Source organism: Kribbella sp. NPDC056951 (assembly GCF_042674205.1).
GTDB lineage: Bacteria > Actinomycetota > Actinomycetes > Propionibacteriales > Kribbellaceae > Kribbella > Kribbella yunnanensis.
On the sequence record NZ_JBHUQZ010000010.1, the window covers coordinates 230515 to 245448 of the forward strand.

Here is a 14934-nt window from a genome sequence, read left to right on the forward strand (position 1 = left end):
GTGGTTCTCGATGGGTTCGTATCCAGTCCCGGTCGGCGGCATCAAAGCGACCCTGACCGGTGGCAACACCGTCGGGGCCGCGCTGCGGGAGCGTGCACCGCGCGCCGACGGCTACCGGCACCTCGACACGCCCGCCCTGATCAGCCGCCTGCTGCAGTTGCGGGTCAACACCTACCTGTTCTGCATCTGGGACTCACCGACCGACTTCGACGACCTGTGCAACGAGTTCCTGCCCGCGGCCGCCGTCGCCGGGATCGACGTGATCCCGTACATCGTCCCGCCGAGCGAGACCTCCGACTACGGTCGCGCGTCCCGCCCGTACCGGCTCGACTACGTGGGCTGGGCGAAGGCGTTCGCGGAGCTCGCGGTCAAGTACCCGAACTTCAAGGCCTGGGCGATCGACGACTTCGAGGTCGGCGCCAACGCCGAGTTGTTCAGGCCGTCGTACATGCGCGAGTTCCTCGACGCCGCGAAGGCGATCAGCCCGGAGCTGCGGTTCTACACCTGCGCGTACTTCGGCCGAGCCACGGATCCGAAGTTCCTCGACAAATACGCGCCGTACGTCGACGGGATCATCTACCCGTTCCTCGACGGGCACCACGAGAACACCACGGTCGCCGGCTCGCTCGGTGCCTGCCTCGACGAGATCCTCGGCCACACCGACCCTCGCGGTCTTGAACTGATCCCGCTGATCTACACCGGCCGCTTTCTCGACGCGCCGCTGCACGCAACACCGGCGTACTGCACGGCGACCCTCACCACAACGGCCCAGTACGTCGCTGCCGGTCGGATCCCCGGCGTGATTGCGTACGGGACCCAGCTGGACGACGGGCCGGCGCCGTCTGCGGACAACAAGGCGCTGTACGGCACGGGCCGGCTCGCGCTGGTCAACAATCGGGCTCGGACACCGGCCAAGTCGTACGCCTCGGCCTCGCAACGGGTGCGGGTCGATCCGCGGTTGAACCGGTATGAGGTGTCGTTCTGGTACCACCGCTGGTTCCTGGCCGGCGGTATCGAGCCGGGCGTCTATCAGCTCGAGTTGCTGATCGACGGCGCGGTCGTGTGGACGATGGATCTGCACGAGCAGCGCTGGCCCGTGTGGACCAATGGTGATGGGATGGAGGGGCCGGTCGACGTCACTCGTTATGTTGCCGATCGCAACGACATCGATCTGACATTTCGGCTGCGGGTGCTGAAGGACGCGGTGGGGCAGTACATCGACGTCGGGGTGGACCACGTGGAGACCATCGGTCTGGACGTGCGGAACGGCGGCTTCGAGGAGAGCGGCGACTGGATCCTCCGGACCAGTGGTCCACTCGTGTCGGTGATCGACCATTACCTCGCCGACCGTCCGGCACGTATCTTCGCAGCGATCTCACGCAGTTTCGGGGCGACGTAAGGAGCGACGATGGCCGAGCACCTCAAGACCGGTTGGCCGCAGCAGGTCGAGCGGCAGCAGGAGGTGATCGACACCGTCAGCCGGATCCTTCGCGAGGTGGAGCACGAGGGCGAACCCGCCATCCGGCGATGGTCGGCGCAGCTGGACGGCTGGGAGCCGCCAGCCTTCGTCGTACCGGTGGAGCAGATCAAGGCTGCTGCCGAGACGGTTGACGACGAGCTCGCGGAGCAGTTGGAGTTCGCGCGGAACCAGGTCGAGCGGTTCGCGCGGGCACAGCGGGACACGTTGCAGGACCTCGAGGTCGAGACGCTGCCGGGCGTCGTACTGGGGCATCGGCATCTGCCGGTCGCGAAGGTCGGTTCGTATTCGCCGGGTGGCCGGTATCCGTTGATCGCGTCGTCGATCATGACCGTGACCGTGCCGAAGGTCGCTGGGGTCGACATGGTGGTCGCAGTCGCGCCGCCCCGGGACGGCCAGGGCATCTACGGTCCACAGCTCTACACGATGAACCTCGCCGGTGCGGACGTCATCCTCTGCCTGGGCGGCGTACAGGCCTTTGCTGCGCTCGCCTTCGGCGTCGAGGACGTCGCGCCGGTCGATCTGGTCGTCGGTGCCGGGAACGCGTACGTCGCCGAGGCGAAGCGGCAGCTGTTCGGAACCGTCGGCATCGACCTGCTCGCCGGACCGACCGAGGTCGCGGTGATCGCTGACCAGACCGCGGATCCGCGACTGGTCGCCGCCGATCTACTCGGCCAGGCTGAGCACGGTTTCAACAGCCCGGCGTTGCTCGTCACCACCTCACACGACTTCGGTACGGCGGTGATCGCGGAGGTCGATCGCTGGTTGGCCGGCGACTGGCCGACGGTCGAGGTCGCCGGAACAGCCTGGCGTGAGCACGGCACGGTCGTGGTCTGCGAGTCCCGCGAAGAAGCCGTTCAGGTGTCGGACGCCTATGCGCCCGAGCACCTCGAAGTCCAGACGAGCGACGACGACTGGTACGCGGCCAACCTGCGCAACTACGGTTCCCTGTTCATCGGCCCCGAGTCGACGGTCGCGTTCTCCGACAAGTCGATCGGCACGAACCACGTACTGCCCACCGGCCGTGCCGCGCGCTACACCGGAGGTCTCTGGGTCGGCAAGTTCCTCAAGACCGTCACCTACCAGCGCCTAACCCCAGGAGGCGCACGCGTAATCGCGCCCTCGACCGCCGCCATCGCCGACGCCGAACTCATGTACGGCCACGCCCTCACCGCCCGCCTCCGCCTGCCCTAACCCCTGAGGCTCCTCAGAGGTATCGATCATCCGAGGTGGGGGAGGAGGTCGGCGAAGTCGGCCAGGGCTCGGTCGACCATGTGGATTTCTTCGGGGTCCAGGTGGTGGGCGGGTTCGCGGCAGTAGGGGGAATCGAAGAGGCCGCGGCGGACGGAGATGAGTTTCTCGGCGGCGATGATGCGCTCGGTGTCGAGCATCCAGTACGAGATGTACGGGAGCAGGCGGCGATGCAGTTCGACGCCGCCGGCCTCGTCGCCGGTGGCGAAGCGGCGCCAGATCTCCACGTAGACCTCGGTCAGCGAGCAACCCGGCTGGGTGCCGACCGCGCCCCGGCGGATCGCGTCGGGCAGCTGGACCCCGGCGTACCCCTCCAGGGCTGCGAGGGACGGCGTACCGGCGGCTAGCTCGGCGATCAGCGGGCCGGGCGGGCTCGACTCGACCTTGACCAGGCGGAGGTTCGGGTGGTCCTGCGCGATCGAGCGCAGCAGGTCGGCGTCGAGGCTGGTACCGGTCTCGCTCGGCGCGTACTGCAGCACCATCGGGATCGGGTCGATCGCGGTCAGCACCGTGCGCACGTGATCGGCCAGCGCGTTGCGCGACGGCGACAAGAAGTGCGGCGGCAGCAGGTTGATCAGGTCGGCCCCGGCCTCCACCGACTCCATCGCGCGCAACGCCGCGAGCCGCGTCGCATGATCCTGTACGGCGACCACCGCCGCCACGTCGTCGCGGTCGCGCGTCTGCGACAGCAGGATCCCGGTCAGCTTGCGGCGTTCGGCCTCGGACAGTTTGTGGAACTCCGAGGCGAACCCGGGGAACATCACGCTGGTGACGCCGGTCGACAGCACGTACCCGACGACCCGCTCGAAGCCGGCGTAGTCGACCTCACCGTCAGCGGTGAACGGGACCTCGAGCACGGGGGAGACCCCGCGGACCAGGAGTGAAGCGTCGGTGGGTCGCTCGGACCCGATTGCTGTGGTGGCCATGTCGTCCTCCTTGAAGGTCACCGGGCGAGCAGCCGGGCGAGGTTGCCGCCGAACACGGCGGACTTCTGGTCGTCGGCGATCGGCCAGTCGCGGATCCGGTCGACTTCGGCGAACGGCACCGTGTACGGCGAATCGGTCGAGAACACCAACCGGCCGGCCCCGATCCCGGGCTCGGCCAGGAAACCGTTCAGCACGGTGTCCCACGGTGCGTACGACGTATCGCCGTACAGGTTGGGGGCGTGCAGTAGGGCGGGGACGGCGTCGATCCAGAAGTCGGTCGCGCCGCTCTTGCCCATCAGCACCGGCAACTCCGGGCGGCGCCGGGCAAGGGTGGCCAGGGGGAGCGGGAGCGCGGTGGCCGGCGTACCGGTCCGGACGTAGACGAACCAGCCGGCTTCGGTGGCGAAGTCGAGCAGCGGATCGAGGAGTCCGTCGAGCAGGTCGAACCCCTGCAGGGTCGAGTCGACAGCCAGCGCCACGGCTCCGGCGTCCCTGGCTCGGTCGAGCTCGTCGATTGCGGCTCGGCCGCGCCACGGGTTGGCGACCGCGTAGGCGAGCAGACGGCCGTCCGACTGTACGGCGGCTGTCGTGGTGAGCTCGTTGCCTTCGCGATTGTCGTACGCGGTGCAGCGTTCGCCGGGCGCGATCATCGCGCGATCGATGCCCAGGGCATCCATCGTGGCGATCAGGTCGGCCGGATTCAACGAGACCTCGCGACCGTCACCGATCCGGCAGTGGGCGTCGATGATCATGAGGGCACCTTCAAACCAAGGTTGCCGAGGGCATCGGCATGGATGATCCCCTCGATGACCTCGTCCGGAACGCGCGGCAGTTTCGTGCCTTCGAGCATGTCGTTGACCGTGCGCAGCCCGGCGATCGCCTCACCGGTGTTCGCGATCGGGAAGTCCGATCCGAGCAGCAGCTTGCCGGCCGCACCCCACTCGACGGCGTTGATCAGCGACTGGTAGAGCACCCACGGACGCAGGTAGATCGACGAGACATCGGCGTACACATGCGGGTGTTTGCGGATCGTCACGACCGTCTCGCGGCTCCACGGGTGACCCATGTGCGCCATCACGATCCGCAGCTCCGGGTACCGCAGCGCGATCTCGTCGGTGACGAGCGGATAGGTGTAGCGCAGCGGGGCCTCGCGGATCGGGGATGCGCCGGAATGGAAGAGGATCGGCAGGCCGTGCGTCTGGCAGTAGTCGTAGAACGCCAGCGCATGTTCGCCGAGTGGGTCGAAGTTCTGGTAGTTCGGGCCGAGCTTCACGCCGACCAGACCTTGCTCGCGGCAACGATCGGCTTCGTCGAACGCGCCGAAAACGGTCGGGTTCACCGACATGAAACCGATCCGTTTGGACGGATTGTCCCGGACGAACTCGATCGTGTTGTCGTTGCAGCGCTCCGGCGGATACGGCAGCCCGGTCGCGGCCACCGGGTCGTCGACGGCGATGTTGAACACGATCGACACGTCGGCCGCCGCCATCGCCTCGTCGTACTCGGCCCAGGTGTTGGTGGTCACCACCGGCCGGTCGTTGCGCCAGTTCGTATACACCTGGCGCTCGTCGTCCGGGACCGCGTCGCGGTGGGTCGGAGTGTGCGCGTGGACATCGACGATCATCGGAACTCCCGCAACAGGTCGGCTCGCAAGGTCACTCCCAGGCCGGGTTCACCGCTCAACCGGACCAGCCGGCCGTCACTGTCGAGCGGCTTCGCCAGCACGTCTTCGGTGTAGTAGTGGGCGCCGATGATGTCGCTCGGGTACGCCGACAGCCGGGGCAACGCGGCCGCGACGTGCAGCTGGGCCGCGGCGCCGATCCCCAGTTCGCCGTTCGAGCCGATCAGTACGTCGAGGCCGTGCGCGGTCGCGAGTTGACCCATCTGTACGGCGCGACCGGGGCCGGCGGACTTGCCGACGTACAGGCTGATGACGTCGGCGGCACGGGCCTCGATCACGTCGACGAGGTCGTGGAGGCCGAACACGGACTCGTCGGCGATCACCGGGAGACCCAGTTGTCTGAGCTCGTGGAGACCTCGCAGATCGCGGGGTTCCAGCGGTTGCTCGACGAAGTCGACGTTCAGGGCGGCGAGCTCGGGGATGATGCGGGAGGCGTCGGCGCGGGACCAGCCGCCGTTCGCGTCGGTGCCGAGGAACGCGTCGCCGACGAGTTGGCGGGCCTGGCGAACCCGCTGCAGGTCGTTGCCGACGCCAACCTTCACCTTGAAGGCGCTGAACCCTGCGGCGGTCGCGGCTTGGTACGCCCGTTCGAGGTGCTCGCCGTCGCCGGAGAGCGAGAGCTTGATCGGGATCTCGGTGCGGTAGGCGCCGCCGAGTGCAACGGCCAGCGGTACGCCGAGGGTGCGCGCGAACGCGTCCCACAATGCGATCGAGACGCCGGCCTTCGTGAACGGGTTGCCGTGCAGGACCTTGTCCATGAGGTCGTCGGCTGCGCCCACCGGGGTGAGTGGCGTGCCGATCAGGGCGGGGGCGATCACGGTTCGGATGAAGTGGTCGGCCGAGGTGCCGTCCTCGCCTGACCACAGTGGGGTGGCGCTGACTTCGCCGTACCCTTCGATGCCGTCGTCGGTGATGACGCGGACGAGCAGGAAGTCCGAGCGGTCGTGCGCGCCTCGGGCGCCGCGGACCAGTAGCTCAGGATCGGCTTCCAGGCTGATCTTTGCGGTTTGGATCGCTGCGATCATGGCTTTTCCAGGAGGCGGCGGGGGTTGTCGATGAGCATGGCTTGGCGTTGGGCGTCGGTGATGCCCCAGCCGTCGATCTCCTTGGCCCGGGCGACCGCGTAGTCCTGGCTGGCCTTGTCGGACAGGCCGGCGTCGGTACCGAAGAGGACCTTGTGCGGCGGCGCTTCGGCGAGGATGCGACGGGCGGCGTACGGCGGGGTTCCGCACAGGCAGAGGTAGAGGTTCTCGGTCTCCTGGGTCATCGCGAGCGATTCGCGCCAGAGGTCGTGCAGGCCGCCGTGACCGAGGACGACGCGCAGCTTCGGGTGCCGGCGGGCGAGGGCGGCGATCTGACCGGCGGTCGAGTACGGCGGGGTGCCGTCGTGGCTGAGGAGGACACCGCCGACCGACGTGATCACCTCGCAGATCGGATCCAGCACGCGTTCGTGCATGCTGAAACCCTGCAGCCACGGGTGCAGTTTGAGACCGCGCAGGCCTAGCTCGCCGACCATCCGCTCGGCCTCCTGTACGGCGGATTTGCGGCGGACGGCGACGGTTCCGAAGCCGGTCAGGCGGTTCGGGTACTTGTGCACGAACTCGGCCAGCGCGTCGTTCGACTCCGGGGTCGGGTCGAACAGGCCGTCATGGCTGAGGACGACCGCTTGCTCGATACCGGCGGAGTCCATGAACGCGACGAACTCGTCCGCGCCGAACGCCGCACCGCCCAGCCAGGTCGACGTTTCCCACGCTGGTGTGTGGGTGTGGAAGTCGATCACAACGCCTCCGCGAGTTCGAGAATGCGATCGCCGAGGGCGGTCGCGAGTTGGTCGAACCAGGCGCGGCCGGTGTCGGCATCGGCGCGCTCCGGGTGGTCGGTGTAGCCGTCGATCCGCCGCCAGCTTTCGGCGGTGTGCAGCTGTACGTCGTCGATCGCGGGACTGCTCGGGGGATCGGGGCGCGGGTGGCGTTCTGCGACTAGTCCTTCGTCCTGGGCCAGCATGAGCGCGGTCTCGAAGGCACCGGCGTGACCGGGGAGCGGGGTGTCGCCGGTGTCCCGGGCCAGGCGCCAATAGTCGAGGTGCGCGACATTGACGTCGTACCGGCTGGAGGCCGCTGCGGCGGCTGCGTGACAGACGCCGATGTTGCCGCCGTGGCCGTTGACCAGGAGCAGTCTGCGGCCGCCTGATGCGGCGAGTGAGCGGGTGAGGTCTCGCAGCACGGCGAGAAGGGTCTCTGGGGTGAGTGACAGCGTGCCGCCGAAGGGCAGGTGGTGGTCGGAGGCGCCGTACGGGAGGGTCGGTGCGAGGACGAGCGGGCGTTGGGCGCGGTCGTGGATGAGGATGGCGGCCTGGTGGGTGACGGCTTCGGCGAGCATCCAGTCGGTGCCGGTCGCGAGGTGCGGGCCGTGTTGTTCGGTGGCGCCGATCGGGAGAATGACGATTGCCTCAGGCAACAGCTCGTTGAGCTCGGAGCGGTTGGTTCGGTGACAGTGTTTGAGGGTCATGTGGTTTTCCCTGCGATCAGCTGGGCGGTGTGGAGCGCGGCGAGCCCGTCGTCGAGCGACGGTTCGGCTGCGCGGGTACCGTTGTAGAGGGCAACGAACCGGTCGAGCTGCCGGTCGAAGCAGCGCGTCATCCGGTCGCCGGGGAAGCGGACCACCTTCTCGCCCTCCGCTGTCGTCAACGTGAGATCGAAGGTGAAGCCGTCCAGTACGGCGAGGCCGCGGTCGCCGAGGACGGTCAGTTCGCACCGGGGGAGTGCGCCGGTGAACCAGCCGAACTCGACCAGAGCCTGGTGGCCGCCCGGGTAGGTGAGACGGGCGCCTGTGAGGTTCGGCGCGGGGAGGCCGGGGCGGGTGTGCACCGCCCAAGCGTCCTCAACTGTCGGCTGGCCGTTCAGCAGGCAAGTCAGCCAGTCGAACACATGTGCGCCCTCGTGGACCACCGGCGGACCGTGTTCGAGCGTGGCGGTGATGCGCGCGGTGTGCTCGGTGTCATCCGGGCGGAACGGTTCGTCGTAGATGTGCGCGCGAACCAGCACGGTCTCACCCAGCGTCCCATCCGCGATCCAGCTCGCCAACTGCCCGATCGCCGGATCATGCCGGTACGTGAGCCCCACCTGCACCCGCCCCCGCTCGTCCGGGTTGAGCCGCCCATAAACCCCCGCAGCCTCGATAGAGGTCGCCACCGGCTTCTCCGCCAGCACGAACAATCCGGCCTGCGCGTAGCTGATGGTCAGCCCGGGAGTCACCCACGGGGGAGTGGCCAGCACGACTGCATCGACGGTGGTGGGATCCACAGCAGCCGAGAGTGGAATCTGCAGCTCGGCGACTGCTGTTCGGCGGGTGGGGTTTGGATCTGCCAGTTGGACGAGGTTGATGTCTGGGTGTCTTTGGAGGGCAGGTAGGTGTGCGGAGAGACCGATGTCTCCGAGTCCCACGAGCGCCACCCGCATCGCTTCATCCTTCGAAATCTCGTAGATAGTTTCTGAGTTCTGAAGTTTAATGGGTCAGGCCGCCGTCCGGCAATGTCGGCGCGCGACTTCGCGTAGACCAGTCAGGTGGCGATCCAGTAGCGGCGGGTGGTTCCCAGCCAGGTCTCGCGGACGTCTTCCAGTACACCGCCGTTGCGTTCGATCGTCTTGGCCGACGCGAGATTGGCGTCGTCGCAGCTCACCATGACGCGCTCCAGACCGCGCTCCCGCGCGTGCTTCACGACCTCGCCGAGTGCCCACGCCGCCAGCCCGCGACCGCGTGCAGACGGGCGAACGCCGTACCCGACGTGTCCGCCACCCTCGAGCAACTTGTCGGTCAGGCTGTGCCGCAACGTGATCGCCCCGAGGTATTCACCGTCCTCGACGATCCACCAGTGCGTCGCGTGCACGAACCCCGGCTTCATCGGCGTACTCGGGTCGCTCCGCGCCCACAGGTGTTTGACCCAGGCCTCAAAACCCTCGGCGCTGTGGACGTCGAACTCCTGGTAGTTCCCGGATCCGTCCTGTGTGGCGGTTCCCCACTCGGCCAGCGACTCCAGCCAGGACTGGTGCAGCGCCGCGTCCGGCGCGATCAACTCAGGCATGGCTCGAGGTTAGGTCCACCGGTTGAGACGCGCCACGGGCTGGTTGACGAATGTCTACTTAGTCAGTCGACAATGGGACTATGACTCGCGAGTTGATCCTGGTGCAGCGCCGCCACATCGACCTGCTGCGCGTCGCCTCCCAGGCGTGTTGATTCCAGCGGCCGGCCCTCACCCCACCCCATCCGGAATCCCCTGGGAAACAAGGAGTTTCAGACTCATGTCAACCTCATCGCTTCGCCCTGCCCTGTCCGAAATCACCCCGTCCACCCCGCAGGAGTGGATCCAGCGTGCCGCCGAAGTGGCCGCGATTCTCGCCGTCGACGCGGCGGAACGCGATCGCGCCGGCGCCACGCCGTACGACGAAGTTCAGTTGCTCAAGGACTCCGGTCTCGTCACGCTGCTCGGTCCGGCCGAACATGGTGGCGGCGGTCAGACCTGGCCGACGGCGTACCAGGTCATCCGGACGGTCGCGACGGCCGACGGGTCGATCGGCCAGCTGCTCGGGTACCACTTGCTCTGGTTCTGGGCCGCGCGGCTGGTCGGGACCAAGGAACAGATCGCCGCGGTCGAAGAGCAGGCCACGACGGCCAAGTGGTTCTTCGGTGGAGCAGTGAACCCACGAGACGCGGATGTGGTCGTCACCGACGAAGGCGACACCATCAGCTTCAGCGGCCGCAAGAGCTTCTCGACCGGCAGCAAGGTCTCCGATGTGACCGTGCTCGAAGGCACGCTGCTCGACAGCGGCAACCATGTCTTCGTCATCGTGCCGTCCGATATCGAAGGCCTGACGTTCCACGACGACTGGGACAACATCGGCCAGCGGCTGACCGAGAGCGGCAGCGTCAGCCTCAACCATGTCCGCGTCGGCTGGGACCAGGCGGCCGGGTTCGTCGGCAAGACCTTCCAGCCACGCGTCTACAACACGCTCAACGTCCCGACCATCCAACTGGTCTTCGTGAACTTCTACCTCGGCATCGCGCGCGGCGCGCTCGAGACCGCGATCACCTACACCCGCGAGAAGAGCCGCTCCTGGCTGCACGGTGGCCATGCGTCCGCGGTCGACGAACCCGCCGTCATCGACGCGTACGGCGATCTGCAGTCGAAACTGTGGGCTGTCGAAGCGCTGGCCGACGCGGTCGCGCTAGAAGGTCAGGTCATCCACGAGAACGCCTGGGAGGTGACTGAGCAGCAGCGTGGCGAGCATGAAGTACGCGTCGCGGCGGTCAAGGCGCGGGCCACCGAAGTCGCGCTGGAGGTGACGAGCCGGATCTTCGAGGTCACCGGCGCGCGGTCGACCGCCACGATCGAAGGACTCGACCGGTTCTGGCGGAACGTCCGGACCCACACCCTGCACGACCCGGTGGCGTACAAGCGCCGCGAAGTCGGCCGGCACCTGCTCGTCGGCGAACTGCCCGAGCCGACCTGGTACAGCTGATGTCGACCGAACGCGTCGCGGACGAGGTCAAGTTCGCCTACTGGGTTCCCAACGTCAGCGGTGGCCTCGTCACCAGTGACATCGAGCAACGGACGAGCTGGGACTTCGAGTACAACAAGAAGCTGGCTCAGACGGCCGAGCGGGTCGGGTTCGAGTACGCGCTCAGCCAAGTGCGCTACACGGCGAGCTACGGTGCCGAGTTCCAGCACGAATCGACGAGCTTCAGCCTCGCCCTGCTGCTGGCGACCGAGCGGCTGAAGGTCATTGCCGCGGTTCACCCCGGGCTGTGGCAACCCGGCGTACTGGCGAAGTTCGGTGCCACTGCGGACCACCTTTCAGGTGGGCGCTTCGCGGTGAACGTGGTCAGTGGGTGGTTCAAGGGCGAGTTCACCGCGTTGGGTGAGCCGTGGCTGGAGCACGACGAGCGGTATCGGCGGTCGGCCGAGTTCCTGCAGGTGCTGCGCAAGTTGTGGACCGAGGACAACGTGGAGTTCGCCGGTGACTTCTACCGGATCCGCGACTTCACGCTGAAGCCGAAACCAGGCGTCGTACCGGAGCTGTTCCAGGGCGGCAACTCGACCGCGGCCCGGGATAACGCGGGGAAGCACTCCGACTGGTACTTCTCGAACGGCAAGGACTTCGACGGCGTCACCGAACAACTCCTCGACGTACGGCGAAGCGCGGCCGACGTGGGCGGTCGCGAGGTGCGGTTCGGGCTGAACGGGTTCATCATCGCCCGCGACACCGAGAAGGAAGCCCGGGACGTCCTGCGCGAGATCGTTGCCAAGGCCAACAAACCGGCCGTCGAAGGGTTCCGGGACGCCGTGACCCAGGCCGGCCGGTCAGCGCCTGATGGCAAGGGGATGTGGGCGGACTCGTCGTTCGAGGACCTGGTTCAGTACAACGACGGCTTCCGGTCGCAGCTGATCGGTACGCCGGAACAGATCGCCGAACGCATCGTCGCGTACCGGCGCCGCGGGGTCGACCTGATCCTCGGCGGCTTCCTGCACTTCCAGGAGGAGATCGAGTACTTCGGGGCTCGCGTCCTCCCCCTGGTCCGCGAACTGGAAGCCGCCGAGCGCAACGCAGAACTGGAATTCGCGGCGGTCTGACGACCCGCGGTACGGCCGGACGACGTTGCCGCCCACAGTCGCCAGCGGCGGCGTCGTACCGGTCCCAGGAACGGGTTCGGCCGGGGTCACCAGGCCCGGCCGCACCCTTGCCGATCGGCCCACCGGCCGATCGGCGCACCACATGACGAGAGGGTCCAGCCCGGGGCGGGGTGGACCCTCTCGTTACGGTGCTAAGCGGCGATCAGGCGCCGGCGCCTTCCTGCTTCACGCCGGCGACCGCGGTCGGGTCGTCGATCCGGTACTTGCGGGCCGCCTCGGCCGCGACCTCCGGCTTGACGTCACCGCGCTTCGCGAGGATCTGCAGGGCTGCGACGACGACCGACTCGGCGTCGACCTGGAAGTGCCGCCGGGCCGCGGCCCGGGTGTCGGCCAGGCCCCAGCCGTCGGTACCGAGCGAGGTGTAGTCGTTCGGCACCCAGCGGGAGATCTGGTCCTGTACGGCGCGCATGAAGTCGCTCACCGCGACGACCGGACCCTTGGTGTCCTTCAGTTGCTCGGTGATGAACGGCACCTGCTCCGGCTCGTCCGGGTGCAGCAGGTTGTGCTCCTCGGCCGCGATCGCGTCCCGGCGCAGCTCGTTCCACGAGGTCACCGACCAGATGTCGGCGGCCACCGAGTACTCCTCGGCGAGGATCTGCTGGGCCTTGCGGATCCACGGCAGCGCGACACCCGAGCCGAGCAGCTGGATGCGCGATACGTCGTCACCCGCGGCGGTCTGGTACTCCTCGAAGCGGTACATGCCCTTGAGCAGGGCCGCGACGTCCAGATCCTTGGGCTCGGCCGGCTGCGCGACCGGCTCGTTGTAGACGGTGAGGTAGTAGAAGATGTCCTCGCCGTACGGCTTGTCCTTGTCCAGCCCGTAGCCGTACATCCGGCGCAGGCCGTCCTTGACGATGTGCGCGACCTCGTAGGCGAACGCGGGGTCGTAGTGCACGGCCGCCGGGTTCGACGAGGCGAGCAGCGGCGAGTGGCCGTCCGCGTGCTGCAGACCCTCACCCGTCAGCGTCGTCCGGCCGGCGGTGGCGCCGACCACGAAACCGCGGCCGAGCTGGTCGCCGAGCGCCCAGAGCGAGTCACCGGTCCGCTGGAAGCCGAACATCGAGTAGAAGATGTAGAACGGGATCATCGGCTCGCCGTGGGTGGCATACGCCGTACCGGCTGCGATCATCGAACCCATCGCGCCGGCCTCGCTGATGCCTTCGTGCAGCAGCTGACCGGCCGAGGACTCCTTGTAGGCCAGCAGCAGGGCGCGGTCGACGGCCTCGTAGGTCTGCCCGTGCGGGTTGTAGATCTTGGCCGTCGGGAACATCGAGTCCATCCCGAACGTGCGGTACTCGTCGGGCGCGATCGGGACGATCCGGTGCCCGATCTCCGGGTCCTTCATCAGGTCCCGGAAGAGCCGGACGAGCGCCATCGTGGTCGCCACCGGGGTCTTCTCGTTGCCCTTGCTGAGCGGCTTGTAGACCGCGTCACCAGGCAGCTTCAGCGTCTTCGGCTGCACCCGCCGCTCGGGCAGGAAACCACCGAGCTGGGAACGCCGCTCCATCATGTACTGGTACTCCGGCGAGTCCTTGCCGGGGTGGAAGTACGGCGGGTTGTAGGCGTCCTCGAGGTCCTTGTCCTCGATCGGCAGGTAGAGCCGGTCGCGGAAGGTCTTCAGGTCGTCCGAGGTCAGCTTCTTCATCTGGTGAGTCGCGTTACGACCCTCCAGCGCCTCGATCGTCCAGCCCTTGACGGTCTGGGCCAGGATCACGGTCGGCTGGCCGACGTGCTCCTTCGCGCTCTTGAAGGCTGCGTAGACCTTGCGGTAGTCGTGCCCACCGCGGGGCAGCTTGCGCAGGTCGTCGTCGGACAGGTTCTTGACCATCTGCTTCAGCCGCTGGTCGCCGCCGAAGAAGTTGTTCCGGATGTAGTCCCCGGACTCGACGGAGTAGGTCTGGAACTGGCCGTCCGGCGTGGTGTTCATCTTGTTCACCAGCGCGCCGTCGTGGTCCTGGGCGAGCAGCGCGTCCCACTCGCGGCCCCAGACCACCTTGATGACATTCCAGCCCGCACCGCGGAAGAACGCCTCCAGCTCCTGGATGACCTTGCCGTTTCCACGGACCGGCCCGTCCAGCTGCTGCAGGTTGCAGTTGATCACGAAGGTGAGGTTGTCGAGCTCCTCGCGGGCGGCCAGGCCGATCGCGCCGAGCGACTCCGGCTCGCCCATCTCGCCGTCACCCAGGAACGTCCAGACGTGCTGGTCGCTGGTGTCCTTGATGCCGCGGTGGTGCATGTACCGGTTGAAGCGCGCCTGGTAGATCGAGTCCAGGGCGGCCAGACCCATCGAGACCGTCGGGTACTCCCAGAAGTCCGGCATCAGGCGGGGGTGCGGGTACGACGACAGACCCTTGTGCGGGCCGCGCGACACCTCCTGGCGGAATCCGTCGAGCTGGTCGGCGGTGAGCCGGCCCTCGAGGAAGGCGCGGGCGTACATACCGGGGGAGGCGTGCCCCTGGATGAAGACCTGGTCACCGCCGCCCGGGTGGTCCTTGCCGCGGAAGAAGTGGTTGAAACCGACCTCGTACAGGCTGGCCGCGGACTGGTAGGTGGCGATGTGACCGCCGACCTCGAGCCCCTTGCGGTTCGCCTTGCTCACCATCACCGCGGCGTTCCACCGGATGAAGGCCCGGATCCGGCGCTCGATGTGCTCGTCGCCGGGGAACCACGGCTCACGCTCGGGCGGGATCGAGTTGATGTAGTCGGTGCTCCGCAGGGCGGGCACTCCGACCTGTCGCTCCCGGGCTCGCTCGATCAGCTTGAGCATCAGGTAGCGCGCTCGCGCCTTGCCGCGTTCGTCCAGCACGGCGTCGAGCGACTCGACCCACTCACGTGTCTCGTCGGGGTCGATGTCGGGGAGCTGGGTGGGCATCCCCTCGGTGATGATGGCTGGTGGTTCGTGTCCGGAAGC

General features: G+C 67.6%; 14 protein-coding genes. 5 read left to right on the top strand and 9 right to left on the bottom strand.

Translation table 11 applies throughout. The annotated features are described in order from the left end of the window. Window positions 1–10 precede the first annotated feature (10 nt). Window positions 11–1399: a hypothetical protein gene (locus ACFTSF_RS32065; protein WP_380158175.1), complete on the top strand. Its 1389-nt coding sequence runs from the start codon at window positions 11–13 to the stop codon at window positions 1397–1399. A 9-nt stretch (window positions 1400–1408) separates the two neighbouring features. Beyond that, window positions 1409–2671 (top strand): histidinol dehydrogenase, encoded by a 1263-nt coding sequence (gene hisD / locus ACFTSF_RS32070; protein WP_380158177.1) that lies wholly within the window; start codon window positions 1409–1411, stop codon window positions 2669–2671. A gap of 26 nt (window positions 2672–2697) precedes the next feature. On the opposite strand, the gene ACFTSF_RS32075 is transcribed toward hisD, so the two are convergent. The 8 genes from ACFTSF_RS32075 to ACFTSF_RS32110 all read right to left on the bottom strand — a co-directional run bounded on the left by ACFTSF_RS32075 (window position 2698) and on the right by ACFTSF_RS32110 (window position 9416). After that, window positions 2698–3654, bottom strand: a complete 957-nt coding sequence (locus ACFTSF_RS32075) for a dihydrodipicolinate synthase family protein (RefSeq protein ID WP_380158179.1) — start codon at window positions 3652–3654, stop codon at window positions 2698–2700. 17 nt (window positions 3655–3671) lie between these two features. Then, a complete protein-coding gene (locus ACFTSF_RS32080; protein ID WP_380158181.1) occupies window positions 3672–4406 on the bottom strand; it encodes an amidohydrolase family protein in 735 nt (244 codons plus the stop codon). Then, entirely contained in the window at window positions 4403–5278 is an 876-nt protein-coding gene (locus tag ACFTSF_RS32085; RefSeq protein WP_344152217.1) for an amidohydrolase family protein, read from the bottom strand. Before ACFTSF_RS32085 ends, ACFTSF_RS32080 begins: the two co-directional genes overlap by 4 nt. Then, the gene (locus tag ACFTSF_RS32090) at window positions 5275–6360 is read right to left on the bottom strand and encodes a mandelate racemase/muconate lactonizing enzyme family protein (protein WP_380158183.1); all 1086 of its coding nucleotides are present in this window, start codon (window positions 6358–6360) and stop codon (window positions 5275–5277) included. Before ACFTSF_RS32090 ends, ACFTSF_RS32085 begins: the two co-directional genes overlap by 4 nt. Then, window positions 6357–7115 (bottom strand): amidohydrolase family protein, encoded by a 759-nt coding sequence (locus tag ACFTSF_RS32095; RefSeq protein ID WP_380158185.1) that lies wholly within the window; start codon window positions 7113–7115, stop codon window positions 6357–6359. Before ACFTSF_RS32095 ends, ACFTSF_RS32090 begins: the two co-directional genes overlap by 4 nt. Then, a complete protein-coding gene (locus ACFTSF_RS32100) occupies window positions 7112–7843 on the bottom strand; it encodes a creatininase family protein (protein WP_380158187.1) in 732 nt (243 codons plus the stop codon). Before ACFTSF_RS32100 ends, ACFTSF_RS32095 begins: the two co-directional genes overlap by 4 nt. Further along, window positions 7840–8793: a Gfo/Idh/MocA family protein gene (locus ACFTSF_RS32105; protein WP_380158189.1), complete on the bottom strand. Its 954-nt coding sequence runs from the start codon at window positions 8791–8793 to the stop codon at window positions 7840–7842. The genes ACFTSF_RS32100 and ACFTSF_RS32105 overlap by 4 nt, the downstream gene beginning before the upstream one ends. Before the next feature lie 101 nt (window positions 8794–8894). Continuing rightward, window positions 8895–9416 carry a GNAT family N-acetyltransferase gene (locus ACFTSF_RS32110; protein WP_380158191.1) on the bottom strand — a complete coding sequence of 174 codons (522 nt, stop codon included), beginning with the start codon at window positions 9414–9416 and terminating at the stop codon, window positions 8895–8897. Between the two features lie 80 nt (window positions 9417–9496). Between ACFTSF_RS32110 and ACFTSF_RS32115 the strand changes: the two genes are divergently transcribed. From ACFTSF_RS32115 to sfnG, 3 genes are all read left to right on the top strand, one after another. Next, window positions 9497–9568 (top strand): putative leader peptide, encoded by a 72-nt coding sequence (locus ACFTSF_RS32115; protein WP_355465572.1) that lies wholly within the window; start codon window positions 9497–9499, stop codon window positions 9566–9568. 65 nt (window positions 9569–9633) lie between these two features. Further along, the gene (locus tag ACFTSF_RS32120) at window positions 9634–10851 is read left to right on the top strand and encodes an acyl-CoA dehydrogenase family protein (RefSeq protein WP_380158193.1); all 1218 of its coding nucleotides are present in this window, start codon (window positions 9634–9636) and stop codon (window positions 10849–10851) included. Next, on the top strand, window positions 10851–11963 hold the full coding sequence (sfnG, locus tag ACFTSF_RS32125; RefSeq protein ID WP_380158194.1) for a dimethylsulfone monooxygenase SfnG: 1113 nt from the start codon (window positions 10851–10853) through the stop codon (window positions 11961–11963). Before ACFTSF_RS32120 ends, sfnG begins: the two co-directional genes overlap by 1 nt. Before the next feature lie 202 nt (window positions 11964–12165). Here sfnG and aceE read toward each other — a convergent pair whose 3' ends face one another. Next, window positions 12166–14895: a pyruvate dehydrogenase (acetyl-transferring), homodimeric type gene (aceE, locus tag ACFTSF_RS32130; protein ID WP_380158207.1), complete on the bottom strand. Its 2730-nt coding sequence runs from the start codon at window positions 14893–14895 to the stop codon at window positions 12166–12168. Between the last annotated feature and the right edge of the window lie 39 nt (window positions 14896–14934).

What these genes read in the sequence shown, in the direction of transcription:
- ACFTSF_RS32065 (WP_380158175.1), top strand. Translation starts at nt 11, where the DNA reads ATGGGTTCGTATCCAGTCCCGGTCGGCGGCATCAAAGCGACCCTGACC.
- hisD (WP_380158177.1), top strand. Translation starts at nt 1,409, where the DNA reads ATGGCCGAGCACCTCAAGACCGGTTGGCCGCAGCAGGTCGAGCGGCAG.
- ACFTSF_RS32075 (WP_380158179.1), bottom strand. Translation starts at nt 3,654, where the DNA reads ATGGCCACCACAGCAATCGGGTCCGAGCGACCCACCGACGCTTCACTC.
- ACFTSF_RS32080 (WP_380158181.1), bottom strand. Translation starts at nt 4,406, where the DNA reads ATGATCATCGACGCCCACTGCCGGATCGGTGACGGTCGCGAGGTCTCG.
- ACFTSF_RS32085 (WP_344152217.1), bottom strand. Translation starts at nt 5,278, where the DNA reads ATGATCGTCGATGTCCACGCGCACACTCCGACCCACCGCGACGCGGTC.
- ACFTSF_RS32090 (WP_380158183.1), bottom strand. Translation starts at nt 6,360, where the DNA reads ATGATCGCAGCGATCCAAACCGCAAAGATCAGCCTGGAAGCCGATCCT.
- ACFTSF_RS32100 (WP_380158187.1), bottom strand. Translation starts at nt 7,843, where the DNA reads ATGACCCTCAAACACTGTCACCGAACCAACCGCTCCGAGCTCAACGAG.
- ACFTSF_RS32105 (WP_380158189.1), bottom strand. Translation starts at nt 8,793, where the DNA reads ATGCGGGTGGCGCTCGTGGGACTCGGAGACATCGGTCTCTCCGCACAC.
- ACFTSF_RS32110 (WP_380158191.1), bottom strand. Translation starts at nt 9,416, where the DNA reads ATGCCTGAGTTGATCGCGCCGGACGCGGCGCTGCACCAGTCCTGGCTG.
- ACFTSF_RS32120 (WP_380158193.1), top strand. Translation starts at nt 9,634, where the DNA reads ATGTCAACCTCATCGCTTCGCCCTGCCCTGTCCGAAATCACCCCGTCC.
- sfnG (WP_380158194.1), top strand. Translation starts at nt 10,851, where the DNA reads ATGTCGACCGAACGCGTCGCGGACGAGGTCAAGTTCGCCTACTGGGTT.
- aceE (WP_380158207.1), bottom strand. Translation starts at nt 14,895, where the DNA reads ATGCCCACCCAGCTCCCCGACATCGACCCCGACGAGACACGTGAGTGG.